The following is a 23,944-nucleotide window of genomic DNA, read 5'->3' on the forward strand; positions in this document are numbered from 1 at the left end:
ACCTGCTCAGAGCCGCCGCGCCGAGGGCCGGGCGCGCGGGCTCGCATCCAACGGACGCCCGGCGCACTCCGTGCGGGCAGGTCGTGCGCGGGGCCCCACACGCCGTCGTTCGTCCGCCGCCACAGGGCCACCACCTGCGACAACACCCCTCCTACCACTGTTCGTTCAGGTTCGTCCCACAGCCGTCCGAACCTGTACCTCACTCGAAGTACACCGGGCAGTAATATTCGGGATCCCATCCGAAGCGCACTAACGTGCGGTGCCGCAACAGGAGGCACCATGCGATCCATCAACAGCCGCGGACTGTTCAGCGGCACCGGGCTCATCATCGCGGGCCTGACGGCGACCCTCGTGGCGCTGATCTTCCCGATCTGGTCGTACGCGGACCGGTCCGACACCGGCGTGGACACGCTGAACGCCGAGACCGTGTCGACGAGATTCGGCCCGCTGTCCGCGCTGGACCGCGAGTTCGTCACCAAGGTGCGGCTCGCGGGCCTGTGGGAGCTGCCCGCCGGCCAGCAGGCCGAGGAACGCGGCACGACCCAGGCCGTCAGGACGGCGGGCGAGCACCTCGTGGAGGGCCACACGTTCCTGGACGAGCGCGTGCGCGACGTGGCCTCGCGGCTCGCCCTCCAGCTGCCCAACCAGCCCAACGAGCAGCAGCGGGAGTGGCTCGGCACGCTGAGCTCGGCACGGGGCGAGGAGTACGACACCCAGTTCGCGAACATCCTCCGCGCGGCGCACGGCAAGGTGTTCGGCCTGGTCGCCCAGGTCCGCGCGAACACCCGTAACGCGCTCGTCCGCGAACTCGCCGACGACGCGAACACCACGGTCCTGGACCACATCGAGGTCCTGGAGGCGACCGGCCTCGTCGACTTCGACGCCCTGGCCCGGGCCGCGGCCGCCGCGACCCCGCCGCCGCTCACCAACGCCCCCGCCCGGCCCGGCCCGACGGACTCCCCGAGCCCGCCCCGCCCGGTCTCCCCGCCCGCTTCGCCGACCTACGCCCTGCCGCCCCCGGCGACGAGCCGCCCGCCGGAGGAAGCCAAGCCGAAGGATTCCAAGGAGCCAAAGGAATCCAAGACGTCACAGGGCAGCGACCGGTCCGAGGACAAGAAGGCCTAGCAACCGGAGCGCGCCGAAGCGAAACGTCACACGGTGAAGACGATCCGTCCAAATTGTGAACAAGCTGTGGCGCACCCGGGCCTCCTTCGCATAGAAATCCCGCATGTTCTGGGTCCTCCTCCTGCTCCTGGCCTGGGCCGCGGCCGGCATGACCTGTACGCGTCTGTGCCTGGCCTCCGTCCGCGCCGCCGCCGTCGACGAGACGGATCGGCTGCACGGCCGCGGCCTCACGCTCTACGAGGCGGCGTTCCTGTCGGGCGGCCCCGCGCGGGTCGCCGATCTGACCCTGGTGTCGATGGCCCGCCAGCGCCGGCTGCTGCTCGCCCACACGGGCTGGGCGACCGTCGTGGACCCGCGCGGCCGGGACGAGATGGAGTGTTCGGTGCTGGGCGCGATAGGCCCGGACGGGCAGTCCCGGATCGCGCCGGTCCGTACGACCGCCGCCGCCGCGGAGTGCGTACGTGCCCTCGCCGACGGCCTTGTCGCGGCCGGCCTCGCCGTGCCGGACGGCGCCCGCACCACCGTCGCGGGCGCCGTCCGCCAGGTGCGGGCCGCCGCGGCGGCCGTGCTGGTGCTGGGCGGCGTCGCCCTGCTGATGCCTTCTCAGGCCCAGGAGAACCGGGCGCTGGTGGCCATCTGGTTCACGCTGCCCCTCATCCTCACCCTGAGCTGCCTCGCCGTCGCCCGGATCGAGGTCCACCCCTACACGCGCTGGGCGTCCCCGGCCGGCCAGCACCTGCTCAGCGCCCTGGCCCGCCGCGCACACACCGACAGCGACGACCGTACGTACCTGACCACTGTGGCCGTACGCGGCGTCCGCGCGATCGGCGAACCGGAGCTGCGGGCGGCCTTCGCGCACCGCGAGCCGCACGCCTAGAGCGCGCCCGGGACGCGCGCCGGACGCGCATCGGGGTCATTGGGCCGACACCGGCGGGCCGGTGCTTTACTTCGCCAAGTACCGAACGAAACATCCCTTTTGTTGCTGCCGTGCACTGAAGGGAAAGCGATGCGAGCTGCCGCCCTCTACGGAACAGCCGGGTCCCTGGTTCTGACCGCCCTCGTCGCCTCCCCCGCGGGCAGCGCGCAGCCCCGCCTCGGCCGGTCCGAGCTGCACGGCACGGCGGTCGCCGCCCAGCGCGCCGCCGCCGAAGGCATCCGGTTCGGCAACTGCTCTCAGGAGCAGGACACCCCGGGCAGCCTGCAGTGCGGCACGGTGGAGGTGCCGCTCGACTACGCGCACCCCGAAGGCAAGAAGATCAAACTGACCGTCAGCCGGGTGAAGGCCACCGGCAAGAACGGCAAGCGGCCGGTTCCCCGGCAGGGCTCCCTCGTCTTCAACCCGGGCGGCCCCGGCGCCTCCGGCATGTACTTCCCGCTCATCGGCATGATCCCCGAGTGGAAGCGCATCGCGGCGGCATACGACCTGGTCGGCTACGCCCCGCGCGGGGTCGGCCGCTCCGCACCGCTCTCCTGCCAGGACCCGAAACAGCTACTGAAGGGCCCGTCCCAGTCGCCGACGTACCCCTCGGAGTCGTACAAGGAGGAGCGCATCGCCGGGGCCAAGGCGTACGCGCGCGGCTGCGTCGAGCGGTCGGGGCGCGAGATCCGGCACTTCTCCTCGCTCAACAACGCCCGCGACCTGGACGTCCTGCGCGCCGCCCTGGGCGAACGGAAGCTGACCTTCATGGGGGCCTCGTACGGCACGTACTTCGCGTCCCTGTACGCGACGCTGTTCCCCTCGCACGTACGCCGGATGGTCTTCGACTCGGCCGTGAACCCTGACCCGGAGAAGGTCTGGTACCGGAACAACCTCGACCAGTCGGCCGCCTTCGAGGGCCGCTGGGCCGACTTCCGCGCGTGGATGGCCAAGCACGACAAGGTGTACGGGCTGGGGCGCACGCCGGAGGAGGTGCTGCGCAGCTACGAGCGGGCACGGGCACGGCTCGCCGCCGAGCCCGCGGGCGGCAAGGTCGGGCCGGGCCAGCTCCAGAGCGCGTTCCTCCAGGCCGGGTACTACGACGACTACTGGCCGCATCGCGCGCAGGCGCTCTCCGCGTATCTGAAGGGCGATCCACAGCCACTGATCCGGCAGGCCGGGCCGTACCCGGAGGGCGTGGAGGAGCGGGAGAACGGCAAGGCGGTCTACACCGCCATCGAGTGCAACGACGCGCCGTGGCCGCGGGCCTGGCACACCTGGGACCGGGACAACACGCGGCTCGCGCGCGTGGCCCCGTTCGAGACCTGGGACAACGTCTGGATGAACCTGCCGTGCGCGTACTGGCCGCTGTCCCGGCAACGGCCGCTCGACGTACGCACGTCACCGGGCGAGCTGCCGCCGACACTGATCCTGGCCGCCGAACGGGACGCGGCGACGCCGTACACCGGCGCTCTGGAGCTGCACCGGCGCCTTTCGGATTCAGTACTGGTCACGGAGCAGGCATCGGGCTCGCACGGCATCGGCGGCGGGTCCAATGAGTGCGTCAACAGGTACTTGGACGCGTACTTGCTGGAGGGCAAGCTCCCGGCGCGACGCGCGACCTGCGCGCCGCACAAGGAGCCAGGTCCGGGTGCGCCCCGTTAGGGGCGCGGGGCTGTATCGATGTGCGGCTCCTCCCCCACTCTCGGCTTTCGCTCGAGCGGGGGGACCCCCATCGTGGGCGCGACAAGCCCCCACGCACCCGCAGCCGACGGACAACCCCACCCGCGGAGCGCTCGGCAGCGCAGTTGTTACGCGAGCCCGGCGACCAGCTCAGCAACAGACTTACGGCGCCCGGTATAGAACGGCACCTCTTCCCGCACATGCATCCGCGCCTCGGACGCCCGCAAGTGCCGCATGAGGTCCACGATGCGATACAACTCGTCCGCCTCGAAGGCGAGGATCCACTCGTAGTCGCCGAGCGAGAACGAGGCGACCGTGTTGGCACGCACGTCCGGGAAGCCGCGCGCCATCTTGCCGTGGTCGGCGAGCATCCGACGGCGGTCCTCGTCGGGCAGCAGGTACCAGTCGTAGGAGCGCACGAAGGGGTACACGCTGATGTAGTCGCGCGGCGTCTCGTCGGCGAGGAACGCCGGGACGTGCGAGCGGTTGAACTCCGCCGGCCGGTGCAGCGCCATGTTCGACCAGACCGGCTCCAGCGCACGGCCCAGCTTCGTACGGCGGAAGAGGTTGTACGCCTCCTGGAGCTGGTCGGCGGTCTCGGCGTGCCACCAGATCATGAGGTCGGCGTCGGCGCGCAGCCCGGACACGTCGTACGTGCCGCGGACCGTGACGTCCTTGGCGGCGAGCTGGTCGAAGAGCTCCTGGACCTCGTCCGCGTACCCGGCGCGCGCGGCGTCCTCGGGAAACACGTCGCGCAGTTTGAACACGGACCAGAGGGTGTAGCGGATGACCTCGTTCAGGTCCTTGGCCTTCTTGCCGGCGTTCGGAGTCCTGGCCGGGCCGGTGGTGGGGGCGTCGTCACTCATGGGGCTATTCTCCCGCTCCGCCGTGGAGGCTCTGCACCGGGTTCGCGATCAGCGCGTCCGTCAGTCCGGCGCGGTCGCCGGTGACCTTGTCCACGGCCGCGTCGGCGCTCGCGATGCAGGCAGGGATGCCGACGCCGTCGTACGCCGCTCCGCAGACGGCGAGGCCGGGCAGCTTGCCGATGTGCTCACGGATGCGGGCCACGCGCGCGTGGTGCCCGACCGGGTACTGGGGCAGTCCGTCGGTCCAGCGGGTCACCCGGGTCTCGACGGGCTCGGCGGCCAGGCCGGTGGCCTCGCGCAGGTCGTCCCGTGACACGTCGACGAGGCCGGCGTCGTCCCGGCCGAGGATCTCCGTCTCGCCGTACCGCCCGACGGACGTGCGCAGGACCACGATGTCCGGGTCCTCCTCGGCGATCCACCCCCACTTCTGGGAGGCGAACGTCGAGGCCTTGATGGTGCGCCCGTCAACAGGCGGCACCAGAAAACCGCTGCCTACGGGGAGGGCGATTTCGGCACGCCGGTAGGCGAGGGTGATCAGCGCCATGGAGGCGTACTCGACGGTCGCGAGTTCGGCCGCGGCGGCCGGGGCCTCGGCGCCGAGCAGCTGGGCCGCGGCACCGGCGGGCACCGCCACGACGACGGCGTCGGCCTGGAGGACGCGACCACCGGCGACGCCACCGACGACGACGCGCCATGGCCCGGTGCCGTCCGCCTCAGCCGTCCCGGCCGTCCCGCCCTCGACCCGCCGCAGCTCCGTCACCGGTGCCCCCGTGACGATGTCGCCGCCCCGCGCGCGCACCGACTCCGCGACGGCGAGCGGGAGTCCGCCGATGCCGCCCTCGATACCGGTGAAGACCGGCCCCGCCTGCTGGTTCCGCGCCGCCCTGGCCTGGATCTCGCGGACGGCCTCCGTCAGCGACGTGTGGGTGCGGGCCGCCTCGAAGAGCTGGGGGACGGCCGAGCGCATCGAGATGCGGTACGCGTCGCCCGCGTAGACCCCGCCGAGGAGGGGCTCGATGAGGCGGTCGACGACCTCGCGGCCGAGGCGCTCCGCCACGAACTCCCCCACCGCCACGTCGTCGCCGACCTCTGTGCGCGGCAGGTCGCGGTCGCGCTCGATCCGGCGCAGGCCCTCCTCCGAGAGGACTCCGGAAAGGGCTGCCGCATCGCCGGGGACTCCCATGACGTGGCCCTTGGGCATGGGCCGCAGCGCCCCGCGCGTCCAGATCGAGGCGCTCGCCGTCGCGGGCGGCTGGAGCCGGTCGGCGAGGCCCACCTCGCGGGCGAGCGCCACCGCCTCGGGCCGCCGGGCGAGCATCGACTCGGCGCCGAGGTCGACCCGGACCCCGGCGATCTCCCCGGGCAGCAGCTTCCCGCCGAGCCGGTCCGAGGCCTCCAGGACGGTCACGCGCACCCCGCCGTCCACCAGCCGGTGAGCGGCGGCCAGACCGGCGATACCGCCCCCGATGACGACGACATGACCCGTGCCCGTACGTGTGTCTGCGTGCATGTCTCCACTGTCCCAGACCCACCGACAGTCCCGCGGGCCCCGGTGCCCGTGAACGTGCCGGTGAGGGTGTCCATGACGAGTCCGGACCGTGACCTCTTCGGAACCGGATCCGGCCAACGTCTCGCGGGGGTCGGGCGTCGTAGAAGCGTCAGTCATCACGAGACTCTCGGGGGTAAGCCGATATGCAGACGCGTGGCAGTGGTACGACCGGGCGCCGGTCCGCACGACCCGTCCAGATCATTTCGGCGCTGTGCCTCGCCGCGGCCCTCGCGCTGACGGGGTGCTCGGGCGCGGCCGACGGTGGGGGCTCGAGCTCGGATGCCGACAAGGCCGCCGCCCCGGGCGCGAACGAGGCGGGCGCGGGCGCGGCCGACAGCGACGCGAGCGGCGGCAAGAAGGAGCAGGCCGCCGCGCCACCGAAGCTGACCGCCCACATCATCCACACCGCGTCCCTGACCGTGCAGGTCAAGGATGTGCCGAAGTCCCTCGACGAGGCCCGCACGGTGGTCGAGAACGCGGGCGGCCTGGTCGGCAACGAAACCACGGACCGCGACTCCAAGGGCCGCGAGCGCTCCCATGTCGTCTTCCGGGTGCCTTCGGACAAGTACGAGGAGGTGCTCACGGAGCTGGAGGGCTCGGGCAAGCTCATCGACCGCAAGGCGAAGGCCGAGGACGTCACGGACCAGGTCGTCGACGTGGAGAGCCGTATCAAGACGCAGCGCGCCAGCGTGATACGGATCCGCGAGCTGATGGACCAGGCGACCAAGCTGAGTGATGTGGTCACCCTTGAGGGCGAGTTGAGCACCCGGCAGGCCGACCTGGAGTCGCTGCTGGCCCAGCAGGCGGCCCTGAAGGACCGTACGAGCCTGGCCACGATCACCCTGTCGCTGTCCGAGACGCCGGTGAAGAAGGCCGCGGACGACGACCCGGGGTTCGCCGACGCGCTCGGCGGCGGCTGGGACGCGTTCGTCACCATGTTCCGCTGGCTCGCGCTCGCCCTCGGTGCGGTCCTGCCCTTCCTGGTGGGCGCGGCGCTGCTGCTGCTCCTGTGGATGCGTTTCCTGCGCGGCCGGACCCTGGGCCGCCCGGTCGCGGCGGCCCCGGGCGGCGCGGCCACGGGCACGAGCCCGCTGCCGGTCGCCCCGCCGGTCAGGGGAGACGGCACCGACCAGGACTGAGCGGACTGAACTGGGTGGACCGAGCGGATCCGCGCGAGTCTGCGCGGGACCGAAATGCGGCGCCCCCGTAGCGTGTTCGTATGGACATGAGCCCCGTGAGCCGTACGAAGGAACGCCTGGTGGTCGTCGGTGGGGACGCGGCGGGCATGTCCGCCGCGTCCCAGGCACGCCGTCTGAAGGGCCTCGACGAGCTGGAGATCGTGGCGTTCGAGCGGGGCCACTTCAGCTCCTACTCGGCCTGTGGCATCCCCTACTGGGTCGGCGGTGACGTCGCGGAGCGGGACCAGTTGATCGCGCGGTCACCGGAGGAGCACCGGGCGCGCGGGATCGACCTGCGGATGCGTACGGAGGTCACGGAACTCGACGTCGCCGGCGGCCGCGTACGCTCCCGGGACCTGGAGTCCGGGGACGAGGCGTGGACGTCGTACGACAAGCTCGTGCTCGCGACGGGCGCGCACCCGATGCGGCCATCGCTGCCGGGCATCGACGCACCAGGGGTGCACGGCGTGCAGACCCTCGACGACGGTCAGGCCCTCCTCGACACGCTGGCCCGTACGGCGGGCCGCCGCGCGGTGGTGATCGGCGCGGGTTACATCGGCGTGGAGATGGCCGAGGCGCTGATCAACCGCGGGTACGAGGTGACGGTCGTCAACCGCGGCCAGGAACCCATGTCGACGCTGGACCCGGACATGGGCCGGCTGGTGCACGTGGAGATGGAGGGCCTCGGCATCACGATGGTGAACGACGCCGAGGTCACCAAGATCCTTACCGGCGCGGACGGCCGGGCCCGGGCGGTCGTCACGGAGGACGCCGAGTACCCGGCGGACGTGGTGGTCCTGGGCATCGGTGTCCGCCCCGAGACCGCGCTCGCCGAGAGCGCGGGGCTGCCGCTGGGCGACCACCGCGGGCTGCTGACCGATCTGGCGATGCGGGTGCGCGGGCACGAGAACATCTGGGCGGGCGGCGACTGCGTCGAGGTCCTCGACCTGGTCTCGGGCCGCGAACGCCACATCGCCCTCGGCACCCACGCGAACAAGCACGGCCAGGTGATCGGCACGAACGTCGGCGGCGGTTACGCCACGTTCCCCGGCGTCGTCGGCACGGCGGTCAGCAAGGTCTGCGCTCTGGAGATCGCCCGCACCGGCCTGCGCGAGAAGGACGCCCGCCGGGCGGGCCTCCAGTTCGAAACGGTCACCATCGAGTCGACGAGCCGCGCGGGCTACTACCCGGGCGCCGGCCTCATGACGGTCAAGATGCTCGCCGAACGCCGCACCGGCCGCCTCCTCGGCGTCCAGATCGTCGGCCAGGAGGGCGCCGCCAAACGCGTCGACATCGCCGCGGTGGCACTCACCGCCTGCATGACGGTGGAACAGATGACAGCCCTGGACCTCGGCTACGCCCCACCGTTCTCCCCGGTCTGGGACCCCATCCTGGTAGCGGCCCGCAAGGCGGTAACGGCGGTACGGGGAAGGACGACCTAGCCATATCAGGGGCGCGGGGCTGTATCGATGTGCGGCTCCGCCGCGTGGGCGCGACAAGCCCCGACGGGCCGTCGGCCAAGCCACGACCTCAGCCGCCCCAGGGGCGCGGGGAACTGCGCGACCAGCCACGGCGAACCCGCAGCAGACAACGCACCTCAGGCCCCTTGAGCCGACCCATTGCCGTTGATCTTCTCTATGGCCTGCCGAGCCTGCTCCCCGGGCGACCGCGTCAGCGACGAGACCGTGGACACCGCAGGCGCCGACATCGCAGGCGGCGACACCGCCGACGACGGCGGCATCGGCGGCGCCTGCTGAGGCCGCGCATGCGACCCCGCCTGCCGGCTCCGCAGCCGGTGGCTCACCGCCTCGTCCAACGTCACGGGCCGCTGCATACTGGCGGCCAGCCGACCGGCCTCCTGGCCGAGCGCGGCCACGTCCTCCCACGGCAGCCTGACGACAAGGGCAAGCTCCGCCTCTCCGTCCGGCGTGGCGATCAGGGGCTGAGTGACTCGGTCGTTCATTGACCTGTTCCTCACGAGTTGCTTGGATCACGGGCGGTTGCCGAGACATACGCACACACCCGCGCTCCTGTTCAGAGTCCCCCGAACCCGGGCAGAATTTCCCCGTGGTCATACCCGTCCATGACGTGAATCCGGTCCGGCGCACGCCGTATGTGACGTACGCGCTGATCGCCGCCAACTTCGTGGTGTTCCTGGCCACTCCGGGTGCGGCGGGCTCGATCGGCGGTGAGAGCGGTCTGGCCCAGCTGTGCCATCTCCAGGCGTTCCTGGACCACTGGGCGGCGGTGCCGCGCGAGCTGATCCACAACCAGACACCGACGGTCGTCCCCACCGGTGACGTGGGCGTGGGATCCGGAGGCCCCGGCTGCGTGGTGGGCCCGCCGGGCTACGACAAGTCGCCCCCGCTGTCGGTCCTCACGGCGATGTTCCTGCACGGCAGCTGGCTGCACCTGCTCGGCAACATGCTGTTCCTGCTGATCTTCGGCAACAACATCGAGGACCGCCTCGGCCACGTCCGCTACGTGCTGTTCTACGTGGCCTGCGGCTACGCGGCGGCGTACGGCTTCGCCTTCGTCAACGCCGACTCCGGCGACCCGCTGATCGGCGCGTCGGGCGCGATCGCGGGCGTCCTGGGCGCGTATCTGGTGCTCTATCCGAAGGCCAGGGTCTGGGTCCTCGTCCCGTTCCTGATCTTCCTGCCGCTGCGCCTGCCCGCCTGGATGGTGCTGGGCTCCTGGTTCGTCCTCCAGGCGGTGTACTCGTCCGGCACGGGCGTGTCCGAGGCAGGCACCGTCGCGTACGTGGCCCACGTCGTCGGCTTCCTGGCAGGCATGCTCCTCGCCTGGCCCCTGCGCCCCGGCACCCCACCACCACCCGAGCCACGCGGCCTGCTGTGGGGCAGACGCGCGCGACCGCGGTGGTGAACTAGCGCGCGGTGCGCGTGTGGACGTACTCGACGAGCCGCGTCAACGCGTCCGGATCCATCGACGGCAGGACACCGTGCCCGAGATTGAAGATGTGCCCCTCCAGACCGGCCGCGGCGTCGAGGACCTCCTGGGTCTTCTCCTCGACGGCCTCGGTCGGGGCGAAGAGCACGGCAGGGTCGAGGTTGCCCTGGAGCGCCTTGCCGGGCCCGACCCGCCGGGCGGCCTCGTCGAGCGGGACGCGCCAGTCGACTCCGACGACATCCGCACCGGCCTCGCCCATCAGCCCGAGCAGCTCACCGGTGCCGACCCCGAAGTGGATGCGCGGCACGCCGTACTCCTCGACGGCCTTGAACACCTTCGTCGAGGCGGGCATCACGGACCGCCGGTAGTCGGCGGGTGCGAGCGCGCCGACCCAGGAGTCGAAGAGCTGGACGGCACTGGCCCCCGCCTCGATCTGCACCTTGAGGAAGGCCGCCGTGATGTCCGCGAGCCGGTCGAGCAGGTCGGCCCACAGCTGCGGGTCGCCGTACATGAGCGCCTTGGTGTGCTCGTGGTTGCGGGACGGGCCGCCCTCCACGAGGTAGCTGGCGAGCGTGAAGGGCGCGCCGGCGAAGCCGATGAGGGGTGTCGGGCCGAGTTCGCGGGTGAGCAGCCCGATCGCCTCGGTGACGTACGAGACGTCGTCGGGCGTCAGCTCGCGCAGCTGGGCGAGGTCGGCGCGGGAGCGGATCGGCTTGGCGACGACCGGACCCACACCGGGCTTGATGTCGAGGTCGACACCGATGGCCTTCAGGGGTACGACGATGTCGCTGAAGTAGATCGCCGCGTCCACGTCGTGCCGCCGTACCGGCTGGAGCGTGATCTCGGTGACCAGTTCGGGGCGCATGCAGGACTCCAGCATGGGGATGCCCTCGCGCACTTTCAGATACTCGGGCAGTGACCGCCCGGCCTGCCGCATGAACCACACGGGCGTGTGCGGCACGGGCTCGCGCCGGCACGCCTTGAGGAAGGTGGAGTCGTACGTCGCTGTCGGCTGCTGGCCCTTGGGGCGGTCAATGGCGCTCACGCCGAAAAGTCTCCCACGGCCGCACGGCCCCCCGTCCCGGGTACGGCCGCGCCAGGAGCCGGTGCGCGCACCCCGGTTCGGGTCAGCGGGACTGCGGGCCCCGGCGCTGCGGGAGGCTGACGACGGAGGCGTCGCCCGGGGCGGCCGGGGGCAGGCCGGCGATCTGGGCCAGGAGGTCGCACCAGGAGGCCAGGTGGGAGGCCGTGTCGGGCACACCGCCCAGGCCTTCGCGGGGTGTCCAGGAGGCGCGGATCTCGATCTGGGAGTTCGGCGGGCGGTCCGCGAGGCCGCCGAAGTAGTGGGAGCCGGCCCGGGTGACCGTGCCGCTGGGTTCGCCGTAGGAGAGGCCGCGGGCCTGGAGCGCGCCGGTCAGCCAGGACCAGCAGACCTCGGGGAGCAGCGGGTCGGCGGCCATCTCGGGCTCCAGCTCCGCGCGGACCAGGGTCACCAGGCGGAACGAGCCCTGCCAGGCGTCGTGCCCGGCCGGGTCGTGGAGCAGGACGAGTCGGCCGTCGGCCAGATCCTCGTCGTCGTCGACGACCGTGGCCTCCAGTGCGTAGGCGAAGGGGGCGAGTCGCTTCGGCGGTTTCGTCGGGTCGATCTCGATCTGCGGCCGCAGCCGTGCGGCTCCCAACGCGTCGACGGCGGCCCGGAAAGGCAGCGGGGCCGCCTCCATCGCATCCCGCTCCCCCTCCTTCGAGTCGTCCATCCCGCCAGCGCCGTCCGACAGTCGTCCCTGAGCCGCAGCCATGCGGGGAAGATTAAGGGGAACGGAGCCTCCGCGCAGGGAGAGACACCCGTGCGCGGGACCACTGTCCGGATCACGCCGTGCGAACACGGCACTACTTCTGGGGTTTTGAGGCCTTGGTCCGCCTCCGGCTCCTTGGGGTTTTGAGGGCTTGGTCCGCCTCCGGGGCGCGTGGGCGTGTGGCCAAACGCTCGTAGCCCTTTGTCGATACGGCCACTTTCAGCCGCGTATCGAAGCGGAGCGAACTCGTTTCGATCTTCGGATGATCGATCGCCCGTCCGAATTGCACGCATTGTTACTCACCAAATCGTGATCATTCTCTAAAGGCGGACGGGTTTGATGCCGAAGACCTCTGTGACCTTGAAAGCACGGTTCGTCCCGGCTCCATCCCCACAGCCGGTCCCCGTCCCCCACCCCAGGAGGCCTGGTGTCCGTTCTCCTCGAGCAGCCCGCAAGCCTGGTCGCCTACCGCCCGAACAAGCCGACCGCGATGGTGGTCGTGGCCGATCCCCGTGTGCGCTCCACCGTCACCCGCCACCTGTGGGCGCTCGGTGTTCGCGACGTGATCGAGGCCTCGTCCGTCGCGGAGGCTCGTCCCCGCATCGGCAACCCCCGCGACATCTGTGTCGCAGACGTCCATCTCCCCGACGGCTCCGGCCTCACGCTCCTGTCCGAAACCCGGGCCGCGGGCTGGCCGAACGGCCTGGCCCTCTCCGCCGCCGACGACATCGGCGCCGTACGCAACGCCCTCGCGGGCGGCGTCAAGGGCTACGTCGTCACCGGCACCCGTACGAACCTGGGGCTGCCCACCCGACCGGGCGCCGCCCCGATCGGCTCGGCCGCCGCCCGTATGCACCGCCGCCCCCCGGGGTCCCCGAGCCACCCGGGCGGCTACCGCGAGCTGTCCGGCCGTGAGGTCGAGGTGCTCCGGCTGGTGGCGGAGGGCCAGTCGAACAAGGCCATCGGCGTCTCGATGGGCCTGTCCGCGCTGACCGTCAAGAGCCACCTCGCCCGCATCGCCCGCAAGCTCGGCACGGGCGACCGCGCCGGCATGGTCGCGGTCGCCCTGCGCACGGGAATCATCCACTGACCACGGTCGGCAGCTCCTCTCCCCCGACCACGCAACGGAACCACGCGCTCCATATGAACCGGATGAACCGGGATCGCCCCTTGATTCACGATTCACTGACCTGACTGGTTTACGACCCTCGGACGCCCGTCGACGGAACGTTCCGTCGACGGGCGTCGTCGATACACAGATACGCTTGACACGTGACCGACGCCCAAGAGACCGCAGCAGACAGTTCACTGCGAACCACCGGAGGCGCTCCTCCGGACGACGTCGAATCGGCGCCGATCCCCTTGCTGGAGCCCCGCGACGGAATTCCGCCGGTAATCGCCGACGAGGCCTCCCTCGCCGAGGTGATCGCCGCGTTCGAGGCCGGCAGCGGCCCCGTCGCCGTGGACGCCGAGCGAGCCTCCGGATATCGCTACGGCCAGCGCGCGTATCTGGTCCAGCTGCGCCGCGAGGGCGCGGGCACCGCGCTCATCGATCCCGTCGCCTGCCCCGACCTGTCCGGCCTCGGCGAGGCACTGTCGGGGGTGGAGTGGGTACTGCACGCGGCCACCCAGGATCTGCCGTGTCTGCGGGAGATAGGCATGGTCCCGAGCCTCCTGTTCGACACCGAGCTGGCCGGACGGCTCGCCGGGTTCCCGCGGGTCGGCCTCGGCGCGATGGTCGAGGGCGTCCTCGGCTTCGTACTGGAGAAGGGGCACTCCGCGGTCGACTGGTCGACCCGTCCGCTGCCCGAGCCGTGGCTGCGTTACGCCGCGCTCGACGTGGAGCTGCTCGTCGATCTGCGGGACGCGCTGGAGAAGGTGCTCGACCGGCAGGGCAAGCTGGAGTGGGCCCGCCAGGAGTTCGACGCGATCGCCTCGGCGCCCCCGCCGGAGCCCCGCAAGGACCCGTGGCGCCGCACCTCCGGCATGCACAAGGTGCGCCGCCGCCGGCAGATGGCGGTCGTACGGGAGCTGTGGGAGACCCGGGACAAGGTGGCGCAGCGCCGGGACATCTCGCCGGGCAAGGTCCTGGGGGACGCGGCCATCGTGGAAGCCGCCCTCTCACTTCCGGCCAACGTGCACGCGCTCGCCGCGCTGAACGGTTTCGGGCATCGGATGGGGCGGCGCCAGCTGGAGCAGTGGCAGGCCGCCGTCGATCGCGCGAAGGAACTGCCGGATGCCGAGCTGCCCCAGCCGGGGCAGCCGGTGACCGGGCCTCCGCCGCCGCGGGCCTGGGCGGAGAAGGACCCGGTGGCCGCGGCGCGGCTGTCGGCGGCGCGGGCCGCGGTCTCCGCGCTGGCGGAGACGCTGAACATGCCTCAGGAGAACCTGATCACTCCGGACACGGTTCGGCGCGTGTGCTGGGAGCCTCCGGCTCCCGCGGATGCCGAGTCCGTGGCCGCCGCGCTTGCCTCACACGGGGCTCGGCCCTGGCAGGTGGAGCAGGTTGCGCCGGTGCTGGTGGTGGCGCTGACCGCCGAGGCCAAGGCCAAGACCAAGGAGTGAATGAAGGTGGCCCAGTCGCCGTGAGTTGTGCGGGCTCATGGCGGCTGCTGGTTCGGTGGGGGTTTGTCGCGCCCACGCGGCGGAGCCGCACATTGTCACAGCCCCGCGCCCCTACAGGGCGCCTGTGTCGGCGTCTGATCCATGGAAAGCCGTGTGACCTTCGCCGCTCCCCGCTCTGGGGGTGGGCAGGGTGGTTACCCGTAAGTAGCATGGGAGGTGAGCGCGCGCTCAGGGCGTGTGTGTCGCGCAGCAGTGCCATCCCGCATCTGGAGGAGAGCCATCGTGCCTCGTACCGTCAGGGACGTCGTCTTCGTCGACGGCGTCCGCACCCCGTTCGGCAAGGCGGGCCCGAAGGGCATCTACCACGAGACCCGCGCCGACGACCTCGTCGTGAAGGCGATCCGGGAGCTGCTGCGCCGCAACCCCGGTCTCGACCCGAAGAAGATCGACGAGGTCGCCATCGCCGCGACCACGCAGATCGGCGACCAGGGCCTGACGCTGGGCCGCACGGCCGGAATCCTGGCCGGGCTGCCGCAGTCCGTGCCCGGTTACTCGATCGACCGCATGTGTGCCGGTGCCCTCACCGCGGTCACGACCACCGCGGGCTCCATCGCCTTCGGCGCGTACGACGCCGTCATCGCCGGCGGTGTCGAGCACATGGGCCGCCACCCCATGGGCGAGGGCGTGGACCCGAACCCGCGCTTCGTCAGCGACAAGCTGGTCGACGAGTCCGCCCTGTTCATGGGCATGACCGCCGAGAACCTGCACGACCGCTACCCGCACATCACCAAGCAGCGCGCCGACGAGTACGCCGTGCGCTCGCAGGAGAAGGCCGCCAAGGCGTACGCCAACGGCAAGATCCAGCAGGACCTGGTGCCGATCTCGGTGCGCAACACCAACGCGGAGGTCGGTGAGACCGGCTGGGGCCTGGTCACCGCCGACGAGCCGATGCGCCCGGGGACCACCCTGGAGAACCTCGCCGGGCTCAAGACGCCGTTCCGCGTGCACGGCCGGGTCACCGCCGGTAACGCCGCCGGTCTGAACGACGGCGCCACCGCGTCGATCATCGCGTCCGAGGACTTCGCGCGCGAGAACGACCTGCCGGTCAGGATGCGCCTGGTCTCGTACTCCTTCGCGGGTGTCGAGCCCGAGGTGATGGGCTACGGCCCGATCCCGGCGACCGAGAAGGCCCTCGCCAAGGCGGGCCTGTCGATCGAGGACATCAACCTCTTCGAGATCAACGAGGCCTTCGCCGTCCAGGTCCTCGCGTTCCTCGACCACTACGGCATCGCCGACGACGACGCGCGCGTCAACCAGTACGGCGGCGCCATCGCGTACGGCCACCCGCTGGCCTCCTCCGGCGTCCGGCTGATGACGCAGCTGGCCCGCCAGTTCGAGGAGCAGCCGGAGGTCCGTTACGGCCTCACCACCATGTGCGTCGGCTTCGGCATGGGCGCCACGGTGATCTGGGAGAACCCGCACCACAAGGACGCCGGAGGCGACAAGTGAGTACCACTGAACTCCTGAAGGGCGCGGCCGAGCTGTTCCCCGACGAGGTCGTGACGTCGGCGCACGTACGCCACCTCGACCTGCCGTTCGGCGCCGGGCGCTTCGCGCTCGTCACGCTGGACAACGGCTTCGACCACACCAAGCCGACCACCTTCGGACCGGCCTCGCTGGCGAACCTGAACACCGCCATCGACCAGGTCGAGAAGGAGGCCTCGGCCGACGAGATCGTCGGCGTCGGTGTCACCGGCAAGCCGTTCATCTTCGCGGTCGGCGCGGACCTCAAGGGCGTAGAGCTCCTGAAGGACCACACGGACGCGCTGGCCATCGGCAAGGGCGGTCACGAGGTCTTCAAGCGTCTCGCGGCCCTCGCGGTCCCGACCTTCGCGTACTACAACGGTGCGGCCATGGGCGGCGGCGTCGAGGTCGGTCTGCACTGCACCTACCGGACCGTCTCCAAGGCCCTGCCCGCCTTCTCGCTCCCCGAGGTCTTCCTGGGCCTGGTCCCGGGCTGGGGCGGCTGCACGCTGCTCCCGAACCTCATCGGTGCCGAGCGTGCGGTGAGCGTGATCATCGAGAACTCGCTCAACCAGAACAAGCAGCTCAAGGGCCAGCAGGTCTTCGACCTGGGCATCGCCGACGCCCTCTTCGAGGGCGCGGACTTCCTGGAGCAGTCGCTGATCTGGACCGCTCAGGTCCTCAAGGGCGACGTCTTGGTCGAGCGTCCGGCGATCGACCGCGGTGAAGCCTGGGACCAGGCCGTCGCCAAGGGCCGTTTCATCGCGGACAGCAAGGTGCACGGGGCGGCCCCGGCCGCGTACCGCGCGCTGGACATCATCGCCGCGGCGAAGAACGGTGACCTGCAGCAGGGTTACGACGCCGAGGACGTGGCCCTCGCCGACCTGATCATGGGTGGCGAACTGCGCGCCGGTATCTACGCGTTCAACCTGGTGCAGAAGCGCGGCAAGCGCCCGGCGGGCGCCCCTGACAAGTCGCTGGCCCGTCCGGTCACCAAGGTGGGCGTCGTGGGCGCGGGCCTGATGGCCTCGCAGCTCGCCCTGCTCTTCCTGCGCCGCCTCGAAGTACCGGTCGTGCTGACCGACATCGACCAGGAGCGCGTCGACAAGGGTGTGGGCTACGTCCACGCCGAGATCGACAAGCTGCTGCTGAAGTCCCGTATCAACCAGGACAAGGCCAACCGCCTGAAGGCCCTGGTCACCGGTGTGCTGGACAAGGCGGAGGGTTTCTCCGACGCCGACTTCGTCATCGAGGCCGTCTTCGAGGAGATCGGCGTCAAGCAGCAGGTGTTCGCGGAGGTCGAGGCGGTCGCCCCGGCGCACGCGATCCTCGCGACGAACACCTCCTCGCTCTCGGTGTCGGAGATGGCGTCGAAGCTGAAGAACCCCGAGCGGGTCGTCGGCTTCCACTTCTTCAACCCGGTCGCGATCCTGCCGCTCCTGGAGATCGTGCGGGGCGAGGCGACGGACGACGCGTCGCTGGCCACGGCCTTCGCCGTCGCCAAGAAGCTGAAGAAGACCGCGGTTCTCGTGAAGGACGCTCCGGCGTTCGTCGTGAACCGCATCCTCACCCGCTTCATGGGCGAGATCCAGAACGTCATCGACGAGGGTACGTCGGTCGAGGTCGCGGAGAAGGCGGTGGAGCCGCTGGGTCTGCCGATGTCTCCTCTCGTCCTCCTTGAGCTGGTCGGTCCCGCGATCGGTCTGCACGTCTCGGAGACGTTGAACCGGGCCTTCCCTGACCGCTTCACGGTCTCCCCGAACCTCGCGGCGGTCGTCAAGGCGGGCAAGCGCGGCTTCTACGTGTACTCCGCCGAGAATCCTGCGAAGCCGGAGCTCGACCCCGAGGTCGCCGCACTGCTCAAGCAGGGCGATGTCGTGCTGACCGAGGAGCAGGTGCGGGCGCGGGTGCTCGACGCGGTGGCGCAGGAGATCGGGCTGATGCTCGACGAGGGTGTCGTCGCCGAGGCGCAGGACATCGACCTCTGCCTGATCACGGGCGCCGGCTGGCCCTTCCACCTGGGCGGCATCACGCCGTACCTGGACCGTGAGGGTGTCTCCGCGCGCGTGAACGACAAGCCGTTCCTGGAGCCGGGTGTGGCTTCCGTCCCGGCGTAGGCGTTCCACCGGGTTGCGCGAGTGCCCCCGCACACCGACTGGGTGTGCGGGGGCACTCGGCGTTCGTGTCGGACGGGACGTTTCTCGCCCCCGCCGTCCCTACCCTCCCCCACTCTCGGCTCCGCTCGAGCGGGGGGACCCCCATCGTCCCTGCCTCGGGGGCTCCGCCCCCGAACCCCCGCTCCTCAAACGCCGGAGGGGCTAACTGCTAGCCCGTGCGGCGGGCTGGGCGGCCTTCCAGGCGCGGTAGTGGCGAGTGGGGGCATCGGTGAAGGACGTGTGGCGCGGGGTCCAGCCCAGGAGGCGGTGGGCCTTGGCGCTGGTGACCAACTCGTCCTGGTCGGCGGCCAGTTGCATCATGCCGCCTGCCTCGGCGCTCGCCAGGGCTATCTCGCCGGTGTGGCCGGCGGCCCGTACGGCGCTCCGCTGCGTGTCCAGGGCGGTCAGCCGCTGGTCGTCGGCGATGACGAAGGTCTCCCCGTCGACAGCGGCGGGGTTGTCGAGGATGCGAACGTAGGCGTCGGCGAGGTCGTCGACGTGGACCCAGCTCCAGCGCTTGGCGGTGTCGCCGTAGAAGACGGGGCTGCCCGCCACGGCGGCGGCGAACCACTGACCGGTCATGGAGGTGCTCGCGGGGCCTCCGTACATGAACCCGGGACGGACCACGGTGTGGGCGAGGCCGGAGGCGGCCAGCTCCTTCTCCAGCGCGAAGCGGAAGCCGATGGGGCTCTCGGGGTTGCCGGGGGTGTTCTCGTCCATGAGGGGCAGGCCGGTGCGGCCGTAGGAGGAGATGCCGGTGGTGAAGACGAGGTGGCGGTGGCGGCCGTCGCGCTCCTGGGCGGCGAGCAGTTCGGCGAACAGGCGCTGGTCGCCGCCGACGGGGTCGCTCATGTCCAGCAGCAGGTGGACGACCGCGTCGGTGCCGTCGAGGTGGTCGCGCCAGGTGTCCGGCTTGGTGAAGTCGCCCTCGACGGGGGTGACTTCGTCCACGGTGAGAGCACGGGCCGCGGGGGCGGACGTGTCGCGGGCCAGGCCCAGGACGGTGTGTCCGGCGCGGGACAGAGCGGCTGAGACTCGGCGGCCCGCGTAGCCGGTGGCGCCGATGACGAGGATCTGCATGAGGAGTGCTCCGTGTGCTGTGTCGTGCCGCGCGTCGGGCGGCACAGGCGAGGTGACGGGGTTCAGGTGGCGGGAGTGGTGGTGAAGAAGCGGGCGAGCCGGTCGGCCGTCCAGGCGGGGTTGTCGGCCGCGAAGGTGTGCGCGGCTCCAGGGACGGTGTCGTGACGCACGTCGGTCGCGGCGGCGCGGGCGCCTTCCAGCAACACGTCCTGGGGCAGGCCGTGTTCGCCGTTCAGGACGAGGACGGGCATGGCCAGGCGGTCGCCGGCGCGGGCTGTCTGCCCGTCCTGGACGAGGGTGGCGTAGTGCTCGAAGCCGCCACGCATCGCGTCGGGGCGGGTGTGGGTGCGCAGCAGGTCGGCGCGGTCGGTGGCGGTGATGCCGCCGCCGGTCATCATCGACCAGAAGCCGGAGAGGTACTGCTCCTCCTTGCCGGCGGTGAGCATGGCGGCCAGGCCGCTCTGGGCGTGGAAGCCGAAGTGCCACGAGCCGCCGGTGGCGGGGTTCATGTGCTCCTCCAGGCCGTAGCCGGGCAGAAACGCCTCGCTGAGCACCAGCCGGACCACGTCGTCGGGATGGCTCTGGGCCCAGGCGTGAGCGGTCATCGCGCCGATGTCGGTGCCGACCACGAAGGCCCGGTCGTGGCCCAGGTGCCTCAGCAGGCGGTGGAGGTCCTCGGCCTCCTCGCGCTTGGTCCAGTGGTCGGCCGGGATCTGTGAGTCGCCGGATCCTCGTAGGTCGGGCGCGATGACCGTGAAGCCCCGTGCCGCGAGCAATGGCATCAGCGCCCGCCACTCGATCCAGCTGAAGGGCCAGCCGTGGATGAGGACCAGGGCGGGGCCGGATCCGCCGGTCACGTAGTGGAGCCGGACCCCGCCGACATCGGCGACAGCGTGCTCGAATCCGTCCGGTGCGGGTGCTCGGGGAGACATATGACCACCTCATACTTAATTAGTTAAGCAAGCATCACAGCACTGCTTGCTTAACTAGTCAAATACAGTGGTCGCATGGAGCCCACTGCCACTGACGCCACCGCCACGGCCACCGACACCACTCCCGCCAGTGATCCACTGACCGCCGACGAGCTTCTGCTGTGGCAGAGCCTGGGACGTCTTGTGCACTCCCTGCCGCGCGCTCTGGAGCAGGACATGGCTCGCACTGGCGTGACCATGACCGAGTTCGCCGTCCTGTTGCTGCTGAGCGAGGCGCCCGACCGCCGCATGCGCATGTCCGCACTCGCGGCGGCCTCCGGCGTCACCCCGCCGCGCATCACACGCATCATCGAAGGCCTGTCCCGCCACGACATGGTGCGCAAGGAACGCCACGGCCTGGACGCACGCGGCAGTGAAGCCGTCCTCACCGATACCGGGCTACGGGCCATGCACGCGGCTCAGCCCGCCCACCTCGCCAGCGCCCGGCGCCGGGTCCTCGACCACATCCCGGCCGAGCTCCTGCCGGGCATCGCCGAAACACTGGCCAAACTCGCCGAGGGCCCGCACCGACAGCAGTCCTCCGGCCTCCCCCGGTAGCCGCGCCATGCCGACGGCCGACGACAGAGCCGGTTTCGGACCCTCCGCCGGATCGAGCCGCAAGCGTGCGGGAGCGGACCGCGACCGCCACGAAGCCGAGCAAGGCGACCGCGCGCAAGGCGGTCAGCGTCCGGGCCTCTCCTGACGCTCGCCTCTGCCCGCCGTCGTCATCCTCGTCGTCGGTGCTGAGGAAGGGCCTTGAGTCTGGCGTCGTCGCCCATCCGCTCGGCCTTCGCGAGCAGTGACGGCCGCTCCTCAGGCCGCGGATTCACTTCCTCGTTTTCGCCCCCCCCCTCACCGTGGGGAGACGACATCCCCAGTGCGATGTCTACAAGCATGTCCTCCTGGCCGCCGACCAGGCCTCGCCTGCCGGCTTCGAGGAGCAGGGTGCGGACGTCCACGCCGTACCTGTCGGCCGCGGTCTCGGCGTGGCGCAGGAAGCTGGAGTAGACCCCGGCGTAGCCGAGCGTGAGCGTCTCGCGGTCGACACGCACGGGCCGGTCCTGGAGCGGGCGGACCAGATCGTCGGCGGCGTCCTGGAGGGCGAGCAGGTCGCAGCCGTGCTCCCAGCCCTCTAGGTCCGCGACGGCGACGAACGCCTCGATCGGGCAGTTGCCCGCCCCGGCGCCGTGGCCGGCGAGTGAGGCGTCGACTCGGGTGGCGCCCTCCTCGACCGCGGCCAGCGAGTTGGCGACGGACAGCGAGAGGTTCTCGTGGGCGTGGATGCCGATCTCGGTGTCGGGATCGAGTACGTCGCGGTAGGCGCGGACGCGCTCGCGCACCGCGTTCATCGTCAGGTGGCCGCCGGAGTCGGTCACGTACACGCACTGAGCGCCGAAGGACTCCATCAGGGCGGCCTGGCGCGCCAGATCCGCGGCCGGCGCCATGTGGCTCATCATCAGGAACCCCGAGACGTCCATGCCGAGTTCGCGCGCGGTGGTGATGTGCTGCGCGGAGATGTCGGCCTCGGTGCAGTGGGTGGCGATCCGCACCGAGCGCACGCCGAGCCCGTACGCCTGCTTGAGGTCCTCGACGGTGCCGATGCCAGGGAGCAGGAGGGTGGTCAGGCGAGCCCTGGTCAGGCTCTGCGCCACCGCCTCGATCCACTCCGCGTCGGTGTGGCTGCCCGGCCCGTAGTTGAGGCTGGTGCCGGCGAGTCCGTCGCCGTGGGCGACTTCGACGGCGTCGACGCCCGCCGCGTCGAGGGCGGCGGCGATCCGTGCGGCCTGCTCGGGGTGGATACGGTGCCGGGTGGCGTGCATGCCGTCCCGAAGCGTGACGTCCTGGAGGAACAGCCTGGTGCTCATCGCGCCTCCTGCGGGGTTCGGGCCGCGATCAGTTCGCCGACCCGCAGGGCCGCCGAGGTCATGATGTCCAGGTTCCCGGCGTAGGCCGGCAGATAGTCCCCGGCTCCCTCGACTTCGAGCAGCACGGTGACCTGGTGGGTGACCGGCCGCTCGCCGACGAGCGTGCGCGCGGAGCCGTCGCCGTCCATGGCCGTGATCTGCACCGGCTGCTTGAGCCGGTAGCCGGGTACGTAGGCGGACACGTCCGCGACCATCTGCTCGACGGCCTCGGTGATCCGCCCGCGGACCTGTGGATCGGGGGCGTCCACCAGGCAGAACACCGTGTCGCGCATGATCAGGGCGGGTTCCGCCGGGTTGAGGACGATCACCGCTTTGCCGCGCTCGGCGCCACCGACGGACTCGATCGCGGTCGCGGTGGTCCGCGTGAACTCGTCGATGTTGGCACGGGTGCCGGGGCCGGCCGACCGGGAGGCGATCGAGGCGACGATCTCGGCGTAGCGCACCGGCGCCGTCCGCGCGACCGCCGCCACGACGGGAATGGTGGCCTGGCCGCCGCAGGTGACCATGTTGAGGTCGGCCGCGTCCACGTGGTCTTCGAGGTTGACCGCGGGGACCACGAAGGGGCCGAGCGCCGCCGGAGTCAGGTCGATCAACCGCTTGCGGTACGGGGCGAGCGCGCGGGCGTTGGCCACGTGGGCCCCGGCCGAGGTCGCGTCGAACACGATCCGGATGTCGTCGAAGCCGGGCAGCGCGATCAGGCCCTCGACGCCCTTCGCGGTGGTCGGCACGCCGAGCCGGCGGGCACGCGCGAGGCCGTCCGAGGCGGGGTCGATGCCGACCATCGCCGCGATCTCCAGGCCCCGGCCGGATCGCAGCATCTTGATCATCAGGTCGGTGCCGATGTTCCCCGAGCCGATGACGGCCGCCTTCAGAGCCGGTCCGTCGTTCACGAGGCGCCTCCGGTGAAGCTCGTACGGACCTCGCCGAGGCCGCTGATCCGCAGGTGGAAACTGTCGCCCGGCGCGACCGGCACCATGGGGCCGAGCGCGCCGGACAGCACGATCTCCCCGGCCCGCAGCGGTCGGCCGTGGTCCCGCGCGGTCGTGGCCAGCCACGCGACGGAGACGAGCGGATCCCCGAGGCAGGCGGATCCCGAGCCTGTCGAGACCACTTCGTCGTCGCGCCGAAGAGTCATGAGGCAGGCGGGCAGTTCGAGATCACCGAGCCCGACGTGCCGGTCGCCCAGCACGAAAAGGCCCGAGGAGGCGTTGTCCGCGACCGTGTCCACGATGTCGATGTCCCAAGCGGCGATCCGACTGTCCACGATCTCCAGTGCGGCGACGACGTGCGCGGTGGCGGCGGCCACGTCGACGGGGCCGATCACCGGAGCGGTCAGGTCGTGCGCCAGTACGAAGGCGATCTCGGCCTCGATCTTGGGTTGCAGGGTGCGTGCGATGTCGACGGGTACGTCGGCCGGGCACGCCATGGTGTCGAGCAGGACGCCGAAGTCGGGCTGATCGACACCCAGTTGCTTCTGCACGACCGGGTTGGTGAGCCCGACCTTGCGTCCCACGATCCTGGCCCCTGCCGCCACCTGCTGCGCGGCCCAGGCGGACTGGACGGCGTACGCGGCGTCCAGGTCGCCCGCGGGCAGCAGGTCGCGCACCGGGGCGCAGGGGCGCCGCGTCGTGCGGGCCTCGCTGAGCCGGTTCAGCGCCTCGGCGGCGCCGGTGTCGAGCGTGGAAGCGGGTACGGGCATGTCA

At 71.2% G+C, this 23,944-nt stretch carries 21 protein-coding genes; 11 read left to right on the forward strand and 10 right to left on the reverse strand.

The features are described 5' to 3' along the window. Positions 1 to 279: 279 nt before the first annotated feature. The 3 genes from OHA11_RS10265 (at position 280) to OHA11_RS10275 (ending at position 3,706) form a co-directional block, all read left to right on the forward strand. Positions 280 to 1,125, forward strand: coding sequence for a DUF4142 domain-containing protein (locus tag OHA11_RS10265; protein WP_266494375.1), 846 nt, complete (start codon positions 280 to 282; stop codon positions 1,123 to 1,125). A 103-nt stretch (positions 1,126 to 1,228) separates the two neighbouring features. Next, positions 1,229 to 2,002, forward strand: a complete 774-nt coding sequence (locus OHA11_RS10270; RefSeq protein ID WP_266494377.1) for a TIGR04222 domain-containing membrane protein — start codon at positions 1,229 to 1,231, stop codon at positions 2,000 to 2,002. A gap of 129 nt (positions 2,003 to 2,131) precedes the next feature. Then, the gene (locus tag OHA11_RS10275; protein ID WP_266494380.1) at positions 2,132 to 3,706 is read left to right on the forward strand and encodes an alpha/beta hydrolase; all 1,575 of its coding nucleotides are present in this window, start codon (positions 2,132 to 2,134) and stop codon (positions 3,704 to 3,706) included. Between the two features lie 146 nt (positions 3,707 to 3,852). Here the strand turns inward: OHA11_RS10275 and hemQ are convergent, their stop codons facing one another. Together hemQ and hemG are read right to left on the reverse strand one after the other, a co-directional pair. After that, positions 3,853 to 4,590, reverse strand: a complete 738-nt coding sequence (gene hemQ / locus OHA11_RS10280) for a hydrogen peroxide-dependent heme synthase (RefSeq protein ID WP_266494383.1) — start codon at positions 4,588 to 4,590, stop codon at positions 3,853 to 3,855. Between the two features lie 4 nt (positions 4,591 to 4,594). Further along, positions 4,595 to 6,100, reverse strand: coding sequence for a protoporphyrinogen oxidase (gene hemG / locus OHA11_RS10285; protein ID WP_266494385.1), 1,506 nt, complete (start codon positions 6,098 to 6,100; stop codon positions 4,595 to 4,597). A gap of 182 nt (positions 6,101 to 6,282) precedes the next feature. Between hemG and OHA11_RS10290 the strand changes: the two genes are divergently transcribed. Continuing rightward, positions 6,283 to 7,278 carry a DUF4349 domain-containing protein gene (locus OHA11_RS10290; RefSeq protein ID WP_266494388.1) on the forward strand — a complete coding sequence of 332 codons (996 nt, stop codon included), beginning with the start codon at positions 6,283 to 6,285 and terminating at the stop codon, positions 7,276 to 7,278. Between the two features lie 80 nt (positions 7,279 to 7,358). Beyond that, positions 7,359 to 8,759 carry an FAD-dependent oxidoreductase gene (locus OHA11_RS10295; RefSeq protein WP_266494391.1) on the forward strand — a complete coding sequence of 467 codons (1,401 nt, stop codon included), beginning with the start codon at positions 7,359 to 7,361 and terminating at the stop codon, positions 8,757 to 8,759. A gap of 155 nt (positions 8,760 to 8,914) precedes the next feature. On the opposite strand, the gene OHA11_RS10300 is transcribed toward OHA11_RS10295, so the two are convergent. Next, complete coding sequence (locus OHA11_RS10300; protein WP_266494393.1) at positions 8,915 to 9,280, reverse strand: hypothetical protein; 366 nt, start codon at positions 9,278 to 9,280, stop codon at positions 8,915 to 8,917. Between the two features lie 104 nt (positions 9,281 to 9,384). On the opposite strand from OHA11_RS10300, the gene OHA11_RS10305 reads away from it, so the two are divergent. Further along, positions 9,385 to 10,203 carry a rhomboid family intramembrane serine protease gene (locus tag OHA11_RS10305; protein ID WP_266494396.1) on the forward strand — a complete coding sequence of 273 codons (819 nt, stop codon included), beginning with the start codon at positions 9,385 to 9,387 and terminating at the stop codon, positions 10,201 to 10,203. Position 10,204: 1 nt separating this feature from the next. Here the strand turns inward: OHA11_RS10305 and hemE are convergent, their stop codons facing one another. Continuing rightward, positions 10,205 to 11,272, reverse strand: a complete 1,068-nt coding sequence (hemE, locus tag OHA11_RS10310; RefSeq protein ID WP_266494398.1) for a uroporphyrinogen decarboxylase — start codon at positions 11,270 to 11,272, stop codon at positions 10,205 to 10,207. Between the two features lie 82 nt (positions 11,273 to 11,354). Beyond that, positions 11,355 to 12,023 (reverse strand): DUF3000 domain-containing protein, encoded by a 669-nt coding sequence (locus OHA11_RS10315; RefSeq protein WP_266494400.1) that lies wholly within the window; start codon positions 12,021 to 12,023, stop codon positions 11,355 to 11,357. 424 nt (positions 12,024 to 12,447) lie between these two features. Between OHA11_RS10315 and OHA11_RS10320 the strand changes: the two genes are divergently transcribed. The 4 genes from OHA11_RS10320 (at position 12,448) to OHA11_RS10335 (ending at position 18,226) form a co-directional block, all read left to right on the forward strand. Next, positions 12,448 to 13,110: a response regulator transcription factor gene (locus tag OHA11_RS10320; RefSeq protein ID WP_055616736.1), complete on the forward strand. Its 663-nt coding sequence runs from the start codon at positions 12,448 to 12,450 to the stop codon at positions 13,108 to 13,110. A gap of 182 nt (positions 13,111 to 13,292) precedes the next feature. After that, entirely contained in the window at positions 13,293 to 14,585 is a 1,293-nt protein-coding gene (locus OHA11_RS10325; protein ID WP_266494407.1) for a ribonuclease D, read from the forward strand. Positions 14,586 to 14,867: 282 nt separating this feature from the next. Further along, positions 14,868 to 16,094, forward strand: a complete 1,227-nt coding sequence (locus tag OHA11_RS10330; protein ID WP_266494409.1) for an acetyl-CoA C-acyltransferase — start codon at positions 14,868 to 14,870, stop codon at positions 16,092 to 16,094. Beyond that, positions 16,091 to 18,226, forward strand: coding sequence for a 3-hydroxyacyl-CoA dehydrogenase NAD-binding domain-containing protein (locus OHA11_RS10335; RefSeq protein ID WP_266494412.1), 2,136 nt, complete (start codon positions 16,091 to 16,093; stop codon positions 18,224 to 18,226). The genes OHA11_RS10330 and OHA11_RS10335 overlap by 4 nt, the downstream gene beginning before the upstream one ends. 201 nt (positions 18,227 to 18,427) lie before the next feature. On the opposite strand, the gene OHA11_RS10340 is transcribed toward OHA11_RS10335, so the two are convergent. Both OHA11_RS10340 and OHA11_RS10345 read right to left on the reverse strand, forming a co-directional pair. Then, positions 18,428 to 19,345 (reverse strand): NAD(P)-dependent oxidoreductase, encoded by a 918-nt coding sequence (locus OHA11_RS10340; protein ID WP_266494415.1) that lies wholly within the window; start codon positions 19,343 to 19,345, stop codon positions 18,428 to 18,430. 62 nt (positions 19,346 to 19,407) lie between these two features. After that, complete coding sequence (locus OHA11_RS10345; protein ID WP_266494418.1) at positions 19,408 to 20,277, reverse strand: alpha/beta fold hydrolase; 870 nt, start codon at positions 20,275 to 20,277, stop codon at positions 19,408 to 19,410. 75 nt (positions 20,278 to 20,352) lie between these two features. Between OHA11_RS10345 and OHA11_RS10350 the strand changes: the two genes are divergently transcribed. Beyond that, positions 20,353 to 20,874 (forward strand): MarR family winged helix-turn-helix transcriptional regulator, encoded by a 522-nt coding sequence (locus OHA11_RS10350; RefSeq protein WP_266494421.1) that lies wholly within the window; start codon positions 20,353 to 20,355, stop codon positions 20,872 to 20,874. Positions 20,875 to 21,041: 167 nt separating this feature from the next. Here the strand turns inward: OHA11_RS10350 and dmpG are convergent, their stop codons facing one another. Genes dmpG through OHA11_RS10365 form a run of 3 tightly spaced genes read right to left on the reverse strand, consistent with a single transcriptional unit; the run spans position 21,042 to position 23,940 of the window. Then, positions 21,042 to 22,181: a 4-hydroxy-2-oxovalerate aldolase gene (gene dmpG / locus OHA11_RS10355; RefSeq protein WP_266494424.1), complete on the reverse strand. Its 1,140-nt coding sequence runs from the start codon at positions 22,179 to 22,181 to the stop codon at positions 21,042 to 21,044. Then, entirely contained in the window at positions 22,178 to 23,131 is a 954-nt protein-coding gene (locus OHA11_RS10360) for an acetaldehyde dehydrogenase (acetylating) (protein ID WP_266494427.1), read from the reverse strand. The genes dmpG and OHA11_RS10360 overlap by 4 nt, the downstream gene beginning before the upstream one ends. Beyond that, a complete protein-coding gene (locus OHA11_RS10365; protein WP_266494430.1) occupies positions 23,128 to 23,940 on the reverse strand; it encodes a 2-keto-4-pentenoate hydratase in 813 nt (270 codons plus the stop codon). The genes OHA11_RS10360 and OHA11_RS10365 overlap by 4 nt, the downstream gene beginning before the upstream one ends. Between the last annotated feature and the right edge of the window lie 4 nt (positions 23,941 to 23,944).

Origin of the sequence: Streptomyces sp. NBC_00878 (genome assembly GCF_026341515.1) — a bacterium.
GTDB lineage: Bacteria > Actinomycetota > Actinomycetes > Streptomycetales > Streptomycetaceae > Streptomyces.